Raw genomic sequence first — 18,161 nt, 5'->3', positions numbered from 1 at the left:
GGCTTTCGCCAGTTTCTAACGTTGAAAAGTAGGCGTATCAGCTGAAGCTGCCGATCTCCCCCCTTGCGGGGGAGATGTCCGGTAGGACAGAGGGGGGTGCCTTGGCGCCGACCTCGCCCCCTCACGGCTCGGCCAACACGATGTTCTCCACGCCGCCGACATAATAGAACGGTTTCTGCTTCGACGATGTCAGCCGCACCACTTCACGCGAAATGAAATCGGCAAGCCCGAACAGCGTGACGCCGCCATCCGAGGTTCTTGCCTTGCCGCGCAGGCCTTCGAGGATCGAATAGGTGAAGACGCCGTGGCCAAGTTCCGGCAGTTCGGCGGCGGTGTTGTTGGCAGCGGTGGCGGAGAACACGACGATGCGCGCGTCCTGCGCGTCCTTTTCCAGGCGCGGGTTGAAGGCGTTGGCGGCATGGCAGGTGTCGAGCAGCATGAAGCGCATGCCCTTGGCCCGCTCGACCGATTTCTGGATATCACCCCAGTCGACAAGCGACGAACGCTTCCAGCGGTCGGCATCCTGTTTGCGGCCATCGGTCGGGATGAAATAGTAGTCTTCGTCGATGTTGATGCCGTGACCGGCGACGAAGATGATGGTGGTGTCGTGCTCGCCGGGTTTGTCGAGGAAATCGGCGAGTTGGTCGTCGATCGTGTGCGAGTCCGGCTCCATGATGTTGTCGGCGCTGGCGACCGTGTAGGTCTGCTGCGCTTTGTCGGGGCTCTCGTCGAGCGCTTCGCGGTTGACCAGAACCAGCGTCTCCATCGACGAGAACAAAGGCGCCGATTTCTGTGCAACCACTTTGAGGAATTCGGTGGCGTCATCGACAGGGTAGCGCAAATCGCAGGCATGACCTGAACAGGCGTCGGTCAGGAACGGATATTTGTCGACGCCGATGACCGCGACATAGAGCTTGCCCTTGGCCTCGGCCTTCTCGACCTTCCTCGCCAGCGCCGTCACGCTGCGCTCCGTCAGATAGCCATATTCATTGGTGCCGGTGATGCGGATGGTGTTTTCGCCATTCTCGACCGGTACTTCGACAGTTGTCTTGTTGCCGTCCACGGAGCGCGTGGCAATATCGCCGACATTGCGGCTGTTCGACAGGATCGAGAAGCCGGCGACATCGGTGCCGGCTTCCTTGGCGCCTGTGATCTCGACGGCGACATAACCATCTCGGACCTTGCTCTGGTCGTCGGCAAGGCGGATGCCGAATTCCGGCGGCTTGCGCTGCAACAGTTTCTGCAACTCGTCGTCGACGCCCGGCCGCATCTCCTTGACCGCCTGTTTCGCGCTGCGCAGGATGATCGCCCTGCGCACCATTTCTGGACTCCAGAGGTATTTCTTCAACTGCCCGGCGCGGATGAAGCGGCCTTCATGGTCGCGGCCCTGGTTGACCTGCCAGCCGATCAGCTTGTCGCCCTCGTCGGAGGAATAATAGTAGCCCTGCGGCATCCAGGCGATCCATTGCGAGCCGGCAAAGAACATCGACACGATCAGCTCGTGCGTCTTCAGGTTCCATAGCCTCACCGTCTGGTCGGCACTGCCGGTGACCAGCAGGCCGGCCTTCTCCGAGGCGACCATGGCGTTGATTTCGCCGGTATGGCCGGTGAATTCGCCGGAAACCCTGGCGGTCGCGGCCTTGTATTCCAGCAACGTGCCATCATTGCCGCCGGTGATCAGGCCAAGCCCGTTGTCGATCAGCGTGAAGGCCGAATGGACAAAGCCGTTGGTGGCATCGTTCTCGATCGATCGCACCACCTTGCCGCCATTGGCGATCTCCAGCACCGCGTTTTCCAGCGCGTCCTTGCCGCCTTCAGTGGCGTGCAGCGACCACTCACCGTCGCTCAGCGCGGCGCGGGCAAATGAGCCCGGCTCCGTCAACGGCTGCGGATCCTCGAAGAACCGCTCGGTGGTGGGCAGATCCAGCCTCTTGTCCAGCGCACCCATCTGTTCCGGGCAAGCCACGCGCTCGGGACAAGGGTTGGCATTGCTCCAGGCGATGATGCCGTTCGCCGCGTCGATGCCGATGGCAGTCACTGGCTCCCCCACCCCCTGCAGCAAGGCCTTGCGTTCCCCTGTCGCCGGGTCCCAGACCTGGATGGCGTTGCGCGTGCCGCCGGCGGTCGCCACCAGCGAGCCGTCGGCATTGGCGGCGCTGGCATAGACCGTGCCGTCATGGCCGGCATAGTCGAGCAGCTTCTCACCGCTGTCGGTGTTCCAGACGATGGAGCGATGCTTGTCGGCGCAGCGATAGCCGCAGGAAGCGATCAGCCGCGATCCCTTGGCGAAGGTCAGCGAGCCGATGAGGAAATCCTGCCTCGGCATGGCGCGCAACAGCGTGCCGTCGGCCGCGCGCCAGAGCTGGACCTGTCCGTCCTTGCTGCCGGTGGCAAACAGGCTGCCGTCCTGCGAGATGGCCAACGCCATGACGCTGATGTCCCGCAAGGGCTCGGCGTCTGCCGGCAAGGCGATCTCCTCGCCCTTGGCGACATCCCAGAGCCGGATGCCATTGTCGGTTGTTGTTGCTACCAGCCGGGCTCCGGCAGAGGCGAAGGCCAGTTTGTCGATGTGCCAGGAATCGGCGTCGAGCTTCTTGTCCAGCGTCCAGCCTGACGTGGCCTTGTCGTCCTGTTTCCAGAGATAGACGACGCCGTCGGCACCGCCTGCGGCGATCGTCTTGCCATCGGGAGAAAAGGCGAGATCATAGGTCGCGTAGTCGGCGGCCTTGAGCACGGCCTTGATCTTGCCGCTGGCGAAATCGAACAGCCTGATGTCGCCATAGGGCGGCTTGTCGCCGAGGCTGGCGCCGAAATAGCCGCCGGCGGCGATCGTCTTGCCATCCGGCGAGACGGCGACCGTGAAGACCTTGCCGTCGCTGCCATTGCCGAGATAGCCGCGTATGGTGCGCAGCGTCACGCCGCTCTGCCAGTCCCAGATGCGGATGGTCTTGTCGTCGGATGCCGAGACGATATCCTCGCCATCGGGTGTGAAGGCGAGGTCGGCAATCCGGGCGGTATGGCCTGCGGTGTCGAGATCGAGATGGAAATCCGGGGCGTCCTCGGCGCGGGCAACCGAGGCCGTGACCAAAGCTGCAGCCATGGTCAGCCAGCGGCAGGCGCGCATGAGGCGAACGCGGATCCCGGCCTTTCCCATCGCTATTTGGCTTCAGCCGCCGGTTGCCCGTTGCGCACATAGGCTTCAATCGCTGTGGCAAAAGTCGGCGAACCGGCCTTGCGCTGCTTGTCGACATAGCCGGCAAAATAACTCCAGAACGAGACGGCATAGTCGCGGAAATAGGCGTCGGTCACCTTGCGCGAACACAGGTCGCCGTCGACGCAGAAGGCCAGGCGGTTGAGGAAATAGACGATGCGGTCGAAATTCTCGTTGAAATCGGCGAGCGGCATGTCGCCGCCAGCGGCGGTCATTGCCTCTATGCCGATGCGCTGGCGGAAAACCTGCTCCTCGGTCGGCGAAGGATTGGCGCTGAGCAGATTGTCGTATTTGGCATTGAGGGCCGCGAGCCGATCTTTCAGCGCCCGCTGCGCCTGCTGGTAGTCCTTGGTCTCCCAGAGCTCGACCAGTGACATGGTCTGCTCGACGCGCTTCTGTTCCTGGTTGGCGAGGAACTGGTAGACCGAGAACGCCAGGGTGAAGATGATGGCGAAACGCACCAGCATGCCCGACCAGGCATAGACGAGCATGCGCCAGTCACGGTCGGTGAAGGGATTGCTCTCCTTCTTGATCTCATGGCTGCTTGCCCAAGGGAATCCTTCCGTGGTTTCCGGCAGCGTCTGCTTTGCCGCCGGTGCCCTGGCGGGCGTGGCCATCGGTGCCTGCTTTGTCGTGCCCCCCGGCTTCTTCATTTGCAGTTGTCCAGTTCGATGGTGGCGGAGGGATCAAGCACGACGCCCGGCGCCTCCAGCTGCTTCTTCAGGCACTGCAGTTGCGGGCGCGAAACCATAAACTGCACGTCCGGTTCCGCAGGCGCCTTTGTCGGCGACGGCAATGCCTCGACGATGCCGCGCGAGGCACAGCTTGAGAGGTCGACCACGACAGCGTTGCCGTTGCTTTTGGCGATCTGGTCGTACTGGTCAAGAAAACACGTCGCCAATTCCGAGTTGGTGACGATCTGCTTGACGCACAGGCCGCAAGCGTCCTCTGCCGAAGCGTTGGCGATCAGCATCAGGCTGCCGGCCAAGCCGGCCATCGCTCCACGCCAGGAAAACACAGAGTTCTTCACAATCGATCCTATCTGCTTTTGTCCGGCCATCATGCACCATGGCTTCGGCCGGAATGTTCTCATATCACGCCAATCGTGCAAGAGCCGGCGCAACAGCGCCGTGCCGCCCTGGCGCCGGAGCTCAGGCGCGTGGCACCGTCTCCATCGGGAAGATCATCACCGCGCCCTTCGGGCCGCTCTTGTCGGCAAGCCGCATCACCGAGCGGGTCGGCGGCGCCGCGCCGATATCGGCAAGCATGTCGGAGAAGCTGGCGGGGCCGAGGCCACGCGTCATCGAGGCGACGCCGTCCTGCGCCAGGAAGCTCAAATCTTCCTTCTCGCTCTCCGGCGGTGCCTCGGTCAGCACCGCGATCATCCGCTCCATGCCGAAGCTGGTGTCGGTGAAGGCGAGCAGCCCTTCCTCGAGCGTCGCCTGCGGGGCGAGGCGCTCGGCAACGATGTGGGTGATCGAATAGTCGCTGCCGACATAGAGCACGTTGATGTCGACCAGCTGGTCCGAGCTGTTCTTGGCCAGCACATGCACCTCGTCGCCCGGCGAGACGCGCGGCACCGCGGACGCCTGCAACGGTTCAAGGCCGTCCTTGTCGCGGCGCTTGACCTGGAACTGGACGTCGACATCCTCGGGCTTGTAGTCGGAGGCGGCCGCCAGCCGCGACAGCCCGGTGGCACGGAAGATGGTGCGCAAATTCCTGGTCGTGGCGTCGACCAGCTTCTGGCGATCATCGGAATGGATGATGATCAGCGGCGGCTTGCTGCCATCCTTCAAGGTCACGTCGCCCGATGCCGGCAGGAACCACAGCGCCGGCTTGTCGGACGCATCCTTGCCTGCGCCTTCAATGGCTTTTTCGCGCATCACCGCGAAGCGCAGCTCGGCGCTCTTGCCGGGGTCGACCAGCTCGATGTTGAAGCCGGTCTCCTTGGCCGCGGCCAGTTCGTCGAGAACCGAATTGACCAGAGCCGCTTCCTTCTCCAGTCCCTTGGTTGCTGCCGGCCGTGCGACAGTGAGTTTGTAGTCGACGGCAATCTCCGCCACCCGCGCATAGGCGTTGGCGGGAATTTCGGTGAGCTTGAGTGCCGGTTTCTTCTCGAACTCGACCGGCTTAACGTGGCTCTCCAGGTTCTTTGCCGACTCCACCTCGAGATAGCCGACCGCGTCGGACAGCGACGACAGCGCCGACGGCAGGATGGCGAGCTTGCTGCCCGGCGTCAGGCGATGGAGCAGGCCGGCGCCGATCGTCGCCTCACCGTCCTTGACGACGATGGGCCACTGCATGACGGCGTCGGTCTTGTCGGTGCCGAAGACGCGCGCGTCGAGTTCGCCCTCGAACAGCGGCGTCGGCCGGGTGCGGCTGTCGGCCGAATATTGCTGCAGCACGGCCTGGCCGAGCTGGCGATAGGTAACGTCAGGGTTTTCAGCGAGCTTCGACAGAATGGTGAAGGTGAACAGGCCGAAGCGCGGCGCATCCGTCGTGCCCTTGGGCAACGGCATTTCCGGCGTCGTCTCCACAGTCTGCGCGGCATAGAATGCGACCAGCTTGCCCTTGGTGATCGGCTCGCCGCCGGTCGGCGTCAGGTTGAAGGCGGGCTTGCGCGCGCCATTCTCGTCGAGGCCGCGCGAGGCGCCCGCGACGGTGTCCTCATAGGTCTTGATGGCCGCCGCTCTTGCCGCCTCGTCGCCGCCGACCAGGTCGGCGAATTCAACCTTGCGTTCCAGCTCGTCGTCGACTTCGACGGCGCGTGTCGCGGTGCCGGAATGGCAGCAGTCGAAGACAGCCCAGACGAAGGCGCCTTTGTTGCGGATGGCGTCGAGCGCATCGCCGATTTCATTGTCGACCAGCGCGTTCGGTACACCGGCATCGCGGTTGATCCATTTTTCGATGTCGACAGGCAGGAAGATCTCGTCGAGCCCGTCGGTCTCGTCACCCTTGACCCTCTCCGGCTGCTGGGCGCCGTGGCCGGACAGATGCAGGTAGACGAAATCGTCACGCTGAACCTTGGCCGCGAGATCGGCGAGTGCCGTCTTGATCGCCGCATGGGTTGGCAAACCCTTGGCGCCCGGCACATCCTTAGCGAGCAGCGTGACGTTTTCGGGCGCGAACCGCACCGGGTCGGGCACATTCTTCAGCAGATACTCGTGCACCAGGCCGGCATCGTTCTTCGGCCCGATCAGCCAATTCCTCTGTGGCAAGGCAGGATATTCAGTGCAGGCGACCAGCAGCGCATGGTAGGTGCGCGATGCCGCCCGTGCCCGGAACGATACCGCACCGGCCGCCATCAGCGCCGACGTGCCGACAAGCAGCGTCCGGCGTGTCAATTTGATCATATTGCTTCCCCAAGCCCGATCGAATTTCCCAAGCGAAACTATCCTCGTCGAGGATTTTGTCAGTATTTTGAATATCGCTCCGCCATCAAATATGCCTGTGCGTGATCGATTGACCCAGGACAACAACAGAACAGTAGCAAAGACGGCGGTTCGTCGCTATCTGAATGGGATCAGGCCGTTTGCACGGGCAAACAGCCTGGGGATGGCGCAGGACAAGTTGGAACGAGACCATGGCGGCAAGGGATGTGCTGACGAAAAACCAGGTGTGCGTGCTCGAGAAGCTCGAAGCCGCCAGCGGGCCGCTCAGCGCCTACACCTTGCTTGACCAGTTGCGCGAACGCGGTTTTCGCGCGCCGCTGCAAGTCTACCGCGCGCTCGACACGCTGGTGAAATCCGGCTTCGTGCACCGGCTGGAAAGCATCAACTCCTTCGTCGCCTGCGCCGAACCGCACGACCACAGCCATTCGATGACCGCTTTCGCCATCTGCGACACGTGCGGGCAAGTGACCGAGATGTCGGATCACGACGTCGACCACCGGCTGAACGAGTGGGTGAGTTCGACCGGCTTTGCTGCCAAGAAGGCAGTGATCGAGTTTCGGGGTGTGTGTGCGAAGTGCCGGGCTGAAGCGGCCTAACGCGCAGTCGACCACGCGAACCAGAGCGCAACGAGCGCCAGCAGCGCGGAGAGAATCCGTCTGCTGATCCGTTCCATCCGTGGATCGTCGAGAAATGGCTGCAGGGAGCCCGCCAAGACCACGATCGTTGCATGGATGGCTGTCGCGACAGCCACATAGGTCACGGTAAGCAATACAGCCTGGGCAAGTATCGGTCGTCCGGTCTCGACGAAGGTCGGCAGCACGGCGACATAGAAGATCGCCGCCTTCGGGTTGAGGATATTGGTGACAAATCCGCGCAGGAAGTACGTCCCGCCCCGATTGCCATTGTTCGAAACCACATCGGTTCCAGCGCTCCAGCCCTCCCAGGCGAGATACAACAGGAACATTATGCCTGCCCAACGGAGACCCTGGTAGAGCAGGGATGACGCTTGGATGAGTTCGGCGACGCCCAGAGCGGCGATGCCGCCAATGACCGCGAGGCCCGCGGCGATACCCGCCACGGTGGCAAAGCCAGCGCCGCGCCCGTGGCTTGCAGAAACCAGTGCCAGATAGGTCATGTTCGGGCCCGGCGTCAGTTCAATCAGGAGCGACGCCAGTGCGAAAGAGAGGAATGTGGCCGTTGAAAACGGCAGCACTTCGCTCACCTCAATGTGCCTCGTCCCAGTTGTTCGCCGCGCGGGCGTCGACATGCAGTGGCACCGACATCGATACCGCCGGCATCGCCGCGTTTTCCATGACATGGCGCACGATGGGGATCGTCGCTTCGACTTCGGCCTCGACCGTTTCGAAGATCAGTTCGTCATGCACCTGCAAGAGCATGCGGGCGGAGAGCTTCGCCTTGTCCAGCGCCTCCTCCATGCGCACCATGGCGCGGCGGATGATGTCGGCGGCGGTGCCTTGCAGGCGGGCGTTGATCGAGGCCCGCTCGTTGAACGCGCGCAACGACGGGTTGGACGAGCGGATGTCGGGATAGTGGATGCGGCGGCCGAAGATGGTTTCGACGAAGCCGTGCTCGCGGGCGTAGGCCTTGGTCTCCTCGATATAGTCGCGGATGCCGGGGAAACGTTCGAAATATTTCTTGATGTAGTTGCTCGCCTCCTCGCGCGGGATGGACAGCTGGTTGGCGAGGCCGAAGGCGGAGATGCCGTAGATGATGCCGAAATTGATCGCCTTGGCGCGGCGGCGGATCTCCGAAGGCATGCCTTCGACGGGCACGTTGAACATCTCCGACGCGGTGATGGCATGGATGTCGGCGCCGTCGGCGAAAGCCTGCCGCAATTGCGGGATTTCGGCGACATGGGCAAGCACGCGCAGTTCGATCTGGCTGTAGTCGGCCGAAACCAACCGGTTGCCCTTGTCGGCGATGAAGGCGGTCCTGATCTTCCGGCCTTCGGCGGTGCGCACCGGAATGTTCTGCAGGTTCGGATCGGAGGATGACAGCCGGCCCGTCGTCGTCGCGGCCAGCGCGTAGGAGGTGTGGACGCGCCTGGTGTCCGGATGGATGAAGCCGGGCAGCGCATCGGTATAGGTCGACTTCAGCTTGGTCAGCTGGCGCCAGTCGACGATCTTGCGCGGCAGTTCATGGCCTTCGGCGGCAAGGTCTTCCAGCAGCTGGGCCGAAGTCGACCACTGCCCGGTCTTGGTCTTGGAGCCACCGGGCAGGCCCATGCGGCCGAACAATATATCGCCAAGCTGCTTGGGCGAGCCGATGTTGATGCGCTCGCCGATGAGCTGGTAGATTTCCTCTTCGAGCCGGGCAGCCCCTTGCGCCAGTTCGCCCGACAGCCTGGACAGGATCTGCCGGTCGACGGAGATGCCGCGCTGCTCCATGCGCGCCAGCACCGGCACCAGCGGCCGCTCCAGCCGCTCATAGACCGAGACCAGGCCTTTGGCGGCAAGCCGGGGTTTCAGCACCTGCCAAAGACGCATCGTCACATCGGCGTCTTCGGCGGCATGAGCCGTCGCCCTGTCGATGTCGACCTGATCGAAACCGACGGCGCTCTTGCCGGAGCCGGTCAGATCCTTGAGCACGAGCGGGGTGTGGCCAAGCCATTTGTCGGCCAGCGCGTCCATGCCGTGACCATGCGGGGTGCCGGCATCGAGCACATAGGAGATCAGCATGGTGTCGTCGAAGGGCGCGACATCGACGCCATAGCGGCTCATGATGACGAGATCGTATTTCAGGTTTTGCGCGATCTTGAGGACCGATTTGTCCTCAAGCATCGGTTTCAGCACCGCCAGCGCCTCGCGAAGCGGAATCTGGTTTTCGAGCGTGCCGCCGCCGAGCAGGTCACCATTGCCGCTCTTGTGGGCGAAGGGAATGTAGCCGGCGCGGCCGGGCGCCGTGGCTATCGCCAAGCCGATCAGTTCGGCCTGCATCGGATCGCCCGACGTCGCCCTGACGTCGAAGGCGGTGACACCAGCCTCTCGCGCCTCGGCGACCCAGGCCTTTAGCGTCGCGATATCGCGAATGCATTGGTAGGCTGAGGTGTCGATCTTGCCGGTTGCCGCGCGCTCCAGCCGCAAGGCTGAGAGCAGGGAAGGGGTGTCGCCCTGCTTCGCGGTGTCCGTCGTCGCCGCTCCGTTGGCCTCGCTCGGCTCGGCACCGCTCCGGGCCGACGCTCCAGCGCCGACATCGGGGCCATGCGCATTGTCGGCGCGTTCGACGGTGACGGCGACCGCCTGGACGTCGCCGGCCTCGGTGCTGGTCGCCTCCGCCACGCGGCGGGTCAGCGAGGTGAATTCCATGGTTTTCAGGAAGCCGATCAGCTTCGGCCCGTCCGGCGCATGCAGGACGAAATCGTCCAGTCCGTCGGTCACCGGCACGTCGTTCTTCAGCGTCACCAATTGGCGCGAGATCAGCGCCTTGTCGGTGTTGGCGATGATCGATTCGCGTCTTTTGTCCTGCTTGATCTCACCGGCGCGGGCCAGCAGCCCGTCGAGGTCGCCGAACTGCTCCAGCAGCTGCGCCGCCGTCTTCGGCCCGATGCCGGGCACGCCGGGCACGTTGTCGACCGAATCGCCGGTCAATGCCTGCAGGTCGACCATCTTTTCGGGCGGCACGCCCCATTTCTCGATGACTTCGGGGATGCCAATCTGGCGGTCCTTCATCGGGTCGTACATGCCGACCGTATCGCCGACCAGCTGCATCAAATCCTTGTCGGAGGAGATGATGGTGGTGTCGCCGCCGGCTTCGCGGGCCAGCCTGGCATAAGTGGCGATGAGGTCGTCGGCTTCATAACCTTCGATCTCGATGCAAGGCAGGTTGAACGCCTTGGTTGCCTGGCGGATCAGGCCGAATTGCGGGATCAAATCCTCGGGCGGCGCCGAACGGTTGGCCTTGTATTCGGGGTAGAGGTCGTTGCGGAAGGTTTTCGAGGAATAGTCGAAGATGACCGCGAAATGCGTCGGCACAATGCCTACATCGGTGTTGCGGGCATCCTGCATCAGCTTCCACAGCATGTTGCAGAAACCGGAAACGGCGCCGACCGGCAGGCCGTCGGATTTGCGCGTCAGCGGCGGCAGTGCGTGATAAGCCCGGAAGATGTAGCCGGAGCCGTCGATAAGGAAGAGATGATCGCCTTTTTTCATGCCGGCAGGGATAGCGCGGCGCGATGGCTTGGTCCATGCCAAAGACACCGTCAGGCATCGGTTCCGGCAACACCCTGACAGATCGAGGTTATACGGGTCTGCTCACGAGCACGTTACAAAAGTGTAACGTTGACGCCCTTGAATCGCCACGTTCACGGACCCAAATACACGTCATCGGCAGTTTTCGCCGAGTCCGGAGCAAGGCCCGTCCCCCGCCTATCCCGGACAACTGCGGCAGCCTATCCCCCCTCTCCGGGCTGCCGCATCGTTTCGAGTACAGGACCGCCGTGGTTCCCCCTCCACCACGGCGGTCTTTTTTTGCCTTGCGGCAGCCGGCTCGTGCCGTGGTCCAATGGTCCCGGGCTTTTCGTTTCGCCGCTCTGCCTTTACGGTTCCGGCACTGAATCGAAAGGCTTGCCAAATGTCCGCAGTTTCCCCCGTTCTCGACCGTCTCGACAAAAATCTCGACCAGAGCCTCGAGCGCCTGTTCGGCCTGCTCAGGATCAAGTCGATCTCCACCGACCCGGCCTATGCCGCCGACTGCCGCAAGGCGGCGGAATGGCTGGTGGCGGAGCTCAAGCTGATCGGCTTCGATGCCAGCGTGCGCGACACGCCAGGCCACCCGATGGTGGTTGCGCATCATGACGGGCCGGCCGGCGCGCCGCATGTGCTGTTCTATGGCCACTATGATGTGCAGCCGGTCGACCCGATCGAACTGTGGGAAAACGACCCGTTCGCGCCTGCGGTGAAGGAGGTCGGACTCGACCACAAGGTGATATCAGGGCGCGGCTCGGCCGACGACAAGGGTCAGCTGATGACCTTTGTCGAGGCTTGCCGCGCCTGGAAACAGGTGCATGGCAATCTGCCATGCCGCGTCACCATCCTGTTCGAGGGCGAGGAGGAGTCCGGCTCGCCGTCGCTGAAACCGTTCCTCGAGGCCAATGCCGACGAACTCAAGGCCGACTTCGCGCTGGTCTGCGATACCGGCATGTGGGACCGCGACACGCCCTCGATCTGCGTCGGGCTGCGCGGGCTGGTCGGCGAGGAGATCACAGTCAAGGCCGCCGACCGCGACCTGCATTCGGGTCTCTATGGCGGGGCAGCCGCCAACCCGATCCGCATCCTGGCCAAGGTCCTGGCCGACATCCACGACAAGGATGGCCACATCACAATCCCCGGCTTCTATGACGGCGTCGAGGAAACGCCGACGCAGGTGCTGAAATCCTGGGAGACGCTGGGCGAAACGGCCGAGACCTTCCTTGGGCCTGTCGGCCTGTCGATCCCGTCCGGGGAAAAGGGCCGCTCGGTGCTGGAACTGACCTGGGCGCGGCCGACCGCCGAGTTCAACGGCATCATCGGCGGCTATACCGGCAAGGGGTTCAAGACGGTGATCGCGGCGGAAGCCTCGGCGAAAATCTCGTTCCGTCTCGTGCACAAGCAGGATCCCGCCAAGATCCGTGACGCATTCCAGAAATTCGTCGAGGAGCGCATCCCGGCCGACTGCTCGGTCGAATTCCATCCGCATGGCGGTTCGCCGGCAATCCAGCTTTCCTACGACTCGCCGTTCCTGGCCAAGGCCAAGATCGCGCTGTCCGACGAATGGCCGAAACCGGCGGTGACGACCGGCAGCGGCGGCTCGATCCCCGTGGTCGGCGACTTCCAGACCTATCTCGGCATGGAATCGCTGCTGGTCGGCTTCGGCCTCGACGACGACCGCATCCACTCGCCCAACGAGAAATACGAGCTCTCATCCTTCCACAAGGGCCAGCGCTCCTGGGCGCGTATTCTGGATGCACTGACGCGCTGAGCGGCGGAAAGCAAGTTTTCTTGTTGATTTTTCACCGGATCGCGGCGAGGACGGTGGACGCCGCGACCGGAGAAGACAATGGCCGATATCCGTTTCCACAAGCATGATCTGCCCGACCTCACGCATTACAATGTCGAGGCAGTGGCCATCGATACCGAGACGCTGGGGCTGAACCCGCATCGCGACCGGTTGTGCGTGGTGCAGATTTCGCCTGGCGACGGCAGCGCCGATGTCATCCAGATCGCACCTGGCCAGAAGAAGGCGCCGAACCTTGTCAGCCTGCTGAAAAACCGCAACGTGACGAAGCTCTTCCATTTCGGTCGGTTTGACCTGGCCGTGCTTTACAACGCCTTCGGGGTGATGCCCGAACCGGTGTTCTGCACCAAGATCGCCTCGCGGCTCACGCGGACCTATACCGACCGGCACGGACTGAAGGACATCTGCTTCGAGCTTCTTGGCGTCGGCCTGTCCAAGGCGCAGCAATCGTCGGACTGGGCGGCCGAGACGCTGTCGCCGGAGCAGCTCGAATATGCCGCCTCCGATGTGCTCTATCTGCACCGGTTGCGCGATGTGCTGGCCGGGCGGCTGGCACGCGATGGCCGCACCAAGGAAGCCGACGCCTGCTTCCGCTTCCTGCCGACGCGGGCCAAGCTTGACCTGATGGGCTGGGACGAAGAGGATATTTTTGCGCACAGCTGATGGCCTGAGAGCGATCCTGGCCGGTGGCCCACTGGAACCAAGATGCCAGCCGCCGCGTTTTGTCGGCGCAGTTTCAACGGCTCAATGGGGGATAAGATGGCCGATCGAAAGCCGATATCGACAGCGCCGACCGACGGCTCCAAGGTCTCTGTCATGTGGAAGGACAGCGACGGCGTCGTCAACGAATCCATCGCGCAACATCGCGACGGCGGGTGGTGGGTCTATACCGACAGCAACACCCAGAAAAAAGTCGAGCCGACCAGTTGGCGGCCAGCCGCGAGCGACGATGACGATTAGTTTTGACGCAATCCCGGACGGAAAACCGCTTCACACTTTTCCTGGAATTGATCTAGTGAGCGCGCCGCTGGCGAGCAAGGCTGCTTTCGCATAGCCTGAAGCCGTTGATATCGGGGCCGATTCGGAGCCTTCCGCTCCGTACTCGCCCTATTGCTCGGAGGAAAATCGCCATGGGCGTCGAAAGCCTGCTCGTCTTCATCATCATCGGTGCCATCGCCGGCTGGCTTGCCGGTCTCATCGTTTCCGGCTTCGGTTTCGGCCTGATCGGCAACATCATCGTCGGCATTATCGGTGCCTTCATCGCCGGCTGGCTTTTTCCAAGGCTCGGCTTCGCCATCGGCGGCGGCATTCTCGCTGCCATCATCAACGCCACGATCGGCGCCATCATCCTCTTGGTACTGGTCAAAGTCTTGAAACGAGCGTGAGGCTCGACATCAGAAAGAGCGCGCCATGAAGCAGAACACACTCTATCTCCTCATTGGCGCACTCGTCGTCGTGGTCATCGCGCTCGGCATTTATGTCTACCAAGAGCAGACCAAGCCGAAAGGCGTCGAGCTCAAGATCGACGACAAGGGCATTTCGATCCAGCAGAACTGAGCCTGCCGTCGATTGGGGCTGGCTGCATGTCAAGAGGCGTGAACAATGCCTTGGCCAGCGCGCTGCTTGGCGAGGCGGTGGGCCTCCAGCCTTTGGAACCTGAGAGCCCGCGATCAGGCTCAGTCGGCAACATCAAAGCTGGGCAAACAGTCTTCAATGGGCCGGGAGCAGTTGGATACTTCTCGATCCCTTCCGTCGTTTGATTCCCTAGGTGGGTCGCCAATGATCCCCGCGATCAGCTTCAAGGCTAGCGCGGCGGTGCGGGCAGCGCTTTCGGCGATTGGACGCACCGAGGATTTGCGCTTTTCACCGGACAACCGATTGCTGGTAATCGCCGGCTATGCGCGCAAGCGCTTGCTGGTCCTGCGCATCGACATCGGGGCCGGGCCTGATGGTCCCGATGTCACGATCCGCGATTTCATGGAGCTGACATCGGACGATATGGGCGAAATCCATGGCCTGGATTTCATCGATGACCGCACCCTGGCGATCGGCAACCGCGACGGGCTGGTTGCGATCTTCAGCATGCCGCGCGAAGAACCGGCCGGCCAGAGTCGCGCGATATCAGCCATTCGCCTGATAAAGGGCAGGCGGCCTTGCAAACTGAATTCGCCGGGTTCGATTGCCGTCAGGCTGGAGTCGCGGGGCCGCATCAGCCTGCTGGTCTGCAGCAACTACACGCATCTGGTCACAAGGCACGTGGTCAACCGGTGGCTCGGCTATCGCATGACGAGCAACCAGCGGCTGCTCGAGCGTGGGCTCGATATACCGGACGGCATTGCGCTCAGCCATGACGGGTCGCTGGATCGCGGTCAGCAGCCACGGCACCCAGGACGTCAAACTTTACCGCATGTCCGCGGCGCTTGGGCCTGACACCGAACCCGCGGGTGTTCTGCAGCACGCCGGCTATCCGCACGGTGTGCGCTTTACCAACGACGATCGGCGCATCCTCGTTGCCGACGCCGGCAGCCGGATGGTGCATGTCTATGCCGGCGACGGTGACTGGAACGGGCATCGCGCGCCGGCGCGTTCGGTCGCCGTGCTCGACGAGGAAACTTTTCAGCGCGGCAGGGCCAGCCCCGAGGAGGGTGGCCCGAAAGGCCTCGATATCGACCGGTCGAACAGCGTCGTCGCCGTGACCTGCGAAGAGCAGACGCTGGCCTTTTTCTCCCTCGCATCGATGATCGGTTAGCGGGGAGCAGGCGTCGCTTTGCTTAACCCGCCCGACCAGCACACAGCGGCAATGCGCGGTAACGAATTTAGAAAATCGTAAGGAATTTCAAAAGGGTGCATAAACCCTGCTTTAACCCGCCCTTAAATCGCCGCATCTACTCTTCAACCGGAGCGCCATAGGCACCGGGGATATCAAGCACAGCGCATGGCGAACCGCAGGGACAACCGCATTGAACCGAGTTTCGAGGGACCGCCGCAGGCGCGATCCCAACCGGGTCTTTCGGTGAGCGAGGAGGATCGCGTCGTGCCGAGCAACCGCAAAGCCTCCGCCAAACGCAAATCGTCGAAGGCGAAATCGTCGCGTGGCGGGCGTGGCAGAAGCCGGCGCGGCCTGTTCGGCGTGCTTGGCCGGCTGTTCTACTGGTGCTTCGTGCTCGCCATCTGGGGCGGCATCGCGGTGGCGGGCGTCGTCATCTACTACGGCGCCAAGATGCCGGCGGCCACGACCTGGTCGATCCCCGACCGCGCCCCCAACATCAAGATCGTCTCGGCCGATGGCCAGCTTCTCGCCAACAGGGGCATGAGCGGCGGTGAAGCCGTCGGCCTGCACGAAATGTCGCCCTATATTCCGGAAGCCGTCATCGCCATCGAGGACCGTCGGTTCTATTCGCATTTCGGTGTCGACCCGATCGGGCTGTCGCGCGCCATGGTAACCAACGTGCTCGGCGGACACTTCTCGCAAGGCGGCTCGACGCTGACGCAGCAATTGGCGAAAAACCTGTTCCTGACGCCCGACCGCACGCTGGAGCGTAAGGTGCAGGAGGTGCTGCTGTCGCTGTGGCTTGAGCACAAGCACACCAAGGACCAGATCCTCGAAATGTACCTCAACCGGGTCTATTTCGGCTCGGGCGCCTATGGCGTCGAGGCGGCTTCACGCCGCTATTTCGGCAAGAGCGCGCGAGACGTGACTTTGTCGGAGGCCGCCCTGCTGGCAGGCCTTCTGAAAGCCCCGTCGCGGCTGTCGCCGGCGCGCGATCCCAAGGCCGCCGAGGAACGGTCTCAGCTTGTGCTCGCCGCCATGCGCGAGGAAGGCAAGATCAGCGACAAGGAGCTGAAAACCGCGCTCAGCGCGCCGGCAACGCGTTCGCCGTCCTACTGGACGGGCTCGGAAAACTATGTCGCCGACACCATCATGGAAGAACTGCCCGACCTGATCGGCGACGTGCGCGGCGACATCGTCATCGACTCCACCGTCGACCTGAACCTGCAGAAGCTTGCCGAACAATCGATCCGCCGGCTGATCGATGAAAGCGGCAAGAAGCTCAACGTCACCCAGGGCGCGCTGGTGTCGATCGACGATTCCGGTGCGGTGCGTGCCATGGTCGGCGGCTATGATTATTCGACCAGCCAGTTCGATCGCGCCTCGGAAGCGCGCCGCCAGCCGGGCTCGGCATTCAAGCCGTTCGTCTATATGGCGGCACTCGAAGCCGGCCGTACGCCCGACAGCACGCGCAACGATGCGCCGATCAGGATCGGCAACTGGACACCCGACAATTACGGCGGCAAGTACTTTGGCAAGGTGACGTTGGCGACGGCGCTGGCCAAGTCGCTGAACTCGGTTGCCGCGCAATTGACCATGGAGGTCGGGCCGAACGCTGTCGTCGAGGCAGCGCACCGCATGGGCATCCAGTCCGATCTGCAGGCCAACACCTCGATCGCGCTCGGCACCTCGGAGGTCACGCCGCTTGAGCTGACCTCGGCCTATGTGCCGTTCGCCAATGGCGGCTACAAGCCGGACATCCATTTTATCCGTCGCATTACCACCACCGAGGGCAAGGTGCTCTATGACAGCGGCGGCGGCAACGCGCCCCGCGTGGTCAAACCCGAGATCGTCGGCATGATGAACTCGATGATGATGGGCACGGTCGAGTTCGGCTCGGCAAAGAAGGCCGCCTTTGCCTGGCCTTCGGCCGGCAAGACCGGCACCAGCCAGAATTCGCGCGATGCATGGTTCGTCGGCTACACCGCCAATCTCACCACCGGCGTGTGGTTCGGCAATGATGACGGCACGGCGATGAAGAAGGTTACCGGCGGCGCGCTGCCGGCGCAGGCCTGGCACGAATTCATGGTCGCCGCGCACGAAGGTGTGCCGGTGCGGCCGCTGCCCGGTACCTGGAAATCGACGCCAGCCGACACGATCGTGCCCGACGATATACCCTCTGTCGACAACAACCAGCCGGCGCCGGTTCCATCAGCCTCGGTTGGCCAGCAGGCACCGGCGCCGACGGTTCCGCGAGCCGCTCCTGTTGCCCAGGCACCAACGCCAGCCCGCGCGGCGCGTCCCGCCCAGACCGTCGATGCGGATGGCTTTGACATGCCTGCGGACAATGGCACAACCGCTTCGGTCGGGCATCCGGTCCCTCCTGGCAGTGTCGGCGGTCCGCTCAAGAAGAAGCGGACCTCGATCCTGGATATCCTGGGCGGCGGGTGAGTGGCAATTCGCCTCTCGACTACCCGACTGATCGGCATTGACAAAATCGGACCGTAATTGGTCAAATGATCGAGCGGTATCAGACAACAGAGCAATGGAAACCGTTCGTAGGTTCAACCGTCTGGACTTTGAACAATGGTCGCTTCTGGTGGCCATGTCAGCAAGCGCCGTTCTGTTCCGTCAGGCACCTAATCTCAGATCTGAGCCGGCGGACTTTCTCGCCGAGAGAATAGGCGGGATGTTAGGCGCGTTCATCGCCTGTCTTCTTATCCCGTACGGTTTGGCGTGGCTATCCGGGCGCATATTCCGGAGGTCCCGCATCGTA

The 18,161-nt window shown here is 63.0% G+C and carries 15 protein-coding genes; 9 read left to right on the top strand and 6 right to left on the bottom strand.

The features are described from left to right. Positions 1-121 precede the first annotated feature (121 nt). The 4 genes from AC1DX4_RS10215 to AC1DX4_RS10200 form a co-directional block, all read right to left on the bottom strand. The gene (locus AC1DX4_RS10215) at positions 122-3,100 is read right to left on the bottom strand and encodes a caspase family protein (protein ID WP_477220191.1); all 2,979 of its coding nucleotides are present in this window, start codon (positions 3,098-3,100) and stop codon (positions 122-124) included. Positions 3,101-3,156: 56 nt separating this feature from the next. Beyond that, positions 3,157-3,864 (bottom strand): DUF4760 domain-containing protein, encoded by a 708-nt coding sequence (locus tag AC1DX4_RS10210; RefSeq protein ID WP_477220190.1) that lies wholly within the window; start codon positions 3,862-3,864, stop codon positions 3,157-3,159. Continuing rightward, on the bottom strand, positions 3,861-4,208 hold the full coding sequence (locus AC1DX4_RS10205) for a hypothetical protein (protein ID WP_475457266.1): 348 nt from the start codon (positions 4,206-4,208) through the stop codon (positions 3,861-3,863). Before AC1DX4_RS10205 ends, AC1DX4_RS10210 begins: the two co-directional genes overlap by 4 nt. 154 nt (positions 4,209-4,362) lie before the next feature. Continuing rightward, positions 4,363-6,564: a caspase family protein gene (locus AC1DX4_RS10200; protein WP_477220189.1), complete on the bottom strand. Its 2,202-nt coding sequence runs from the start codon at positions 6,562-6,564 to the stop codon at positions 4,363-4,365. Positions 6,565-6,794: 230 nt separating this feature from the next. Here AC1DX4_RS10200 and AC1DX4_RS10195 point away from each other — a divergent pair, with 230 nt between their 5' ends. Further along, positions 6,795-7,199: a Fur family transcriptional regulator gene (locus tag AC1DX4_RS10195; RefSeq protein ID WP_095199553.1), complete on the top strand. Its 405-nt coding sequence runs from the start codon at positions 6,795-6,797 to the stop codon at positions 7,197-7,199. Here AC1DX4_RS10195 and AC1DX4_RS10190 read toward each other — a convergent pair. Together AC1DX4_RS10190 and polA are read right to left on the bottom strand one after the other, a co-directional pair. Continuing rightward, positions 7,196-7,825, bottom strand: a complete 630-nt coding sequence (locus tag AC1DX4_RS10190) for a LysE family translocator (protein ID WP_477220188.1) — start codon at positions 7,823-7,825, stop codon at positions 7,196-7,198. The two genes, AC1DX4_RS10195 and AC1DX4_RS10190, sit on opposite strands and share 4 nt — an antisense overlap. A gap of 1 nt (position 7,826) precedes the next feature. Next, positions 7,827-10,772 (bottom strand): DNA polymerase I, encoded by a 2,946-nt coding sequence (polA, locus tag AC1DX4_RS10185; protein WP_477220187.1) that lies wholly within the window; start codon positions 10,770-10,772, stop codon positions 7,827-7,829. A gap of 421 nt (positions 10,773-11,193) precedes the next feature. Here polA and AC1DX4_RS10180 point away from each other — a divergent pair, with 421 nt between their 5' ends. The 8 genes from AC1DX4_RS10180 (at position 11,194) to AC1DX4_RS10145 (ending at position 17,836) form a co-directional block, all read left to right on the top strand. Continuing rightward, positions 11,194-12,579, top strand: a complete 1,386-nt coding sequence (locus AC1DX4_RS10180) for a M20/M25/M40 family metallo-hydrolase (RefSeq protein ID WP_477220186.1) — start codon at positions 11,194-11,196, stop codon at positions 12,577-12,579. A 78-nt stretch (positions 12,580-12,657) separates the two neighbouring features. Beyond that, the gene (locus tag AC1DX4_RS10175) at positions 12,658-13,278 is read left to right on the top strand and encodes a ribonuclease D (protein WP_477220185.1); all 621 of its coding nucleotides are present in this window, start codon (positions 12,658-12,660) and stop codon (positions 13,276-13,278) included. 96 nt (positions 13,279-13,374) lie between these two features. Further along, positions 13,375-13,575 (top strand): hypothetical protein, encoded by a 201-nt coding sequence (locus tag AC1DX4_RS10170; RefSeq protein WP_477220184.1) that lies wholly within the window; start codon positions 13,375-13,377, stop codon positions 13,573-13,575. A gap of 170 nt (positions 13,576-13,745) precedes the next feature. Then, positions 13,746-14,000: a GlsB/YeaQ/YmgE family stress response membrane protein gene (locus tag AC1DX4_RS10165; protein ID WP_027031098.1), complete on the top strand. Its 255-nt coding sequence runs from the start codon at positions 13,746-13,748 to the stop codon at positions 13,998-14,000. 25 nt (positions 14,001-14,025) lie between these two features. Then, positions 14,026-14,172 (top strand): hypothetical protein, encoded by a 147-nt coding sequence (locus AC1DX4_RS10160; RefSeq protein WP_477220183.1) that lies wholly within the window; start codon positions 14,026-14,028, stop codon positions 14,170-14,172. Between the two features lie 156 nt (positions 14,173-14,328). Next, on the top strand, positions 14,329-15,045 hold the full coding sequence (locus tag AC1DX4_RS10155; RefSeq protein WP_477220182.1) for a hypothetical protein: 717 nt from the start codon (positions 14,329-14,331) through the stop codon (positions 15,043-15,045). Then, the gene (locus AC1DX4_RS10150) at positions 15,023-15,364 is read left to right on the top strand and encodes a YncE family protein (protein WP_477220181.1); all 342 of its coding nucleotides are present in this window, start codon (positions 15,023-15,025) and stop codon (positions 15,362-15,364) included. The genes AC1DX4_RS10155 and AC1DX4_RS10150 overlap by 23 nt, the downstream gene beginning before the upstream one ends. Positions 15,365-15,550: 186 nt before the next feature. After that, positions 15,551-17,836, top strand: coding sequence for a transglycosylase domain-containing protein (locus AC1DX4_RS10145; RefSeq protein ID WP_477220180.1), 2,286 nt, complete (start codon positions 15,551-15,553; stop codon positions 17,834-17,836). The last annotated feature ends 325 nt before the right edge of the window (positions 17,837-18,161 follow it).

Source organism: Mesorhizobium sp. P3_A8 (assembly GCF_056402995.1).
This window is presented reverse-complemented; position numbering and strand designations above follow the sequence as displayed.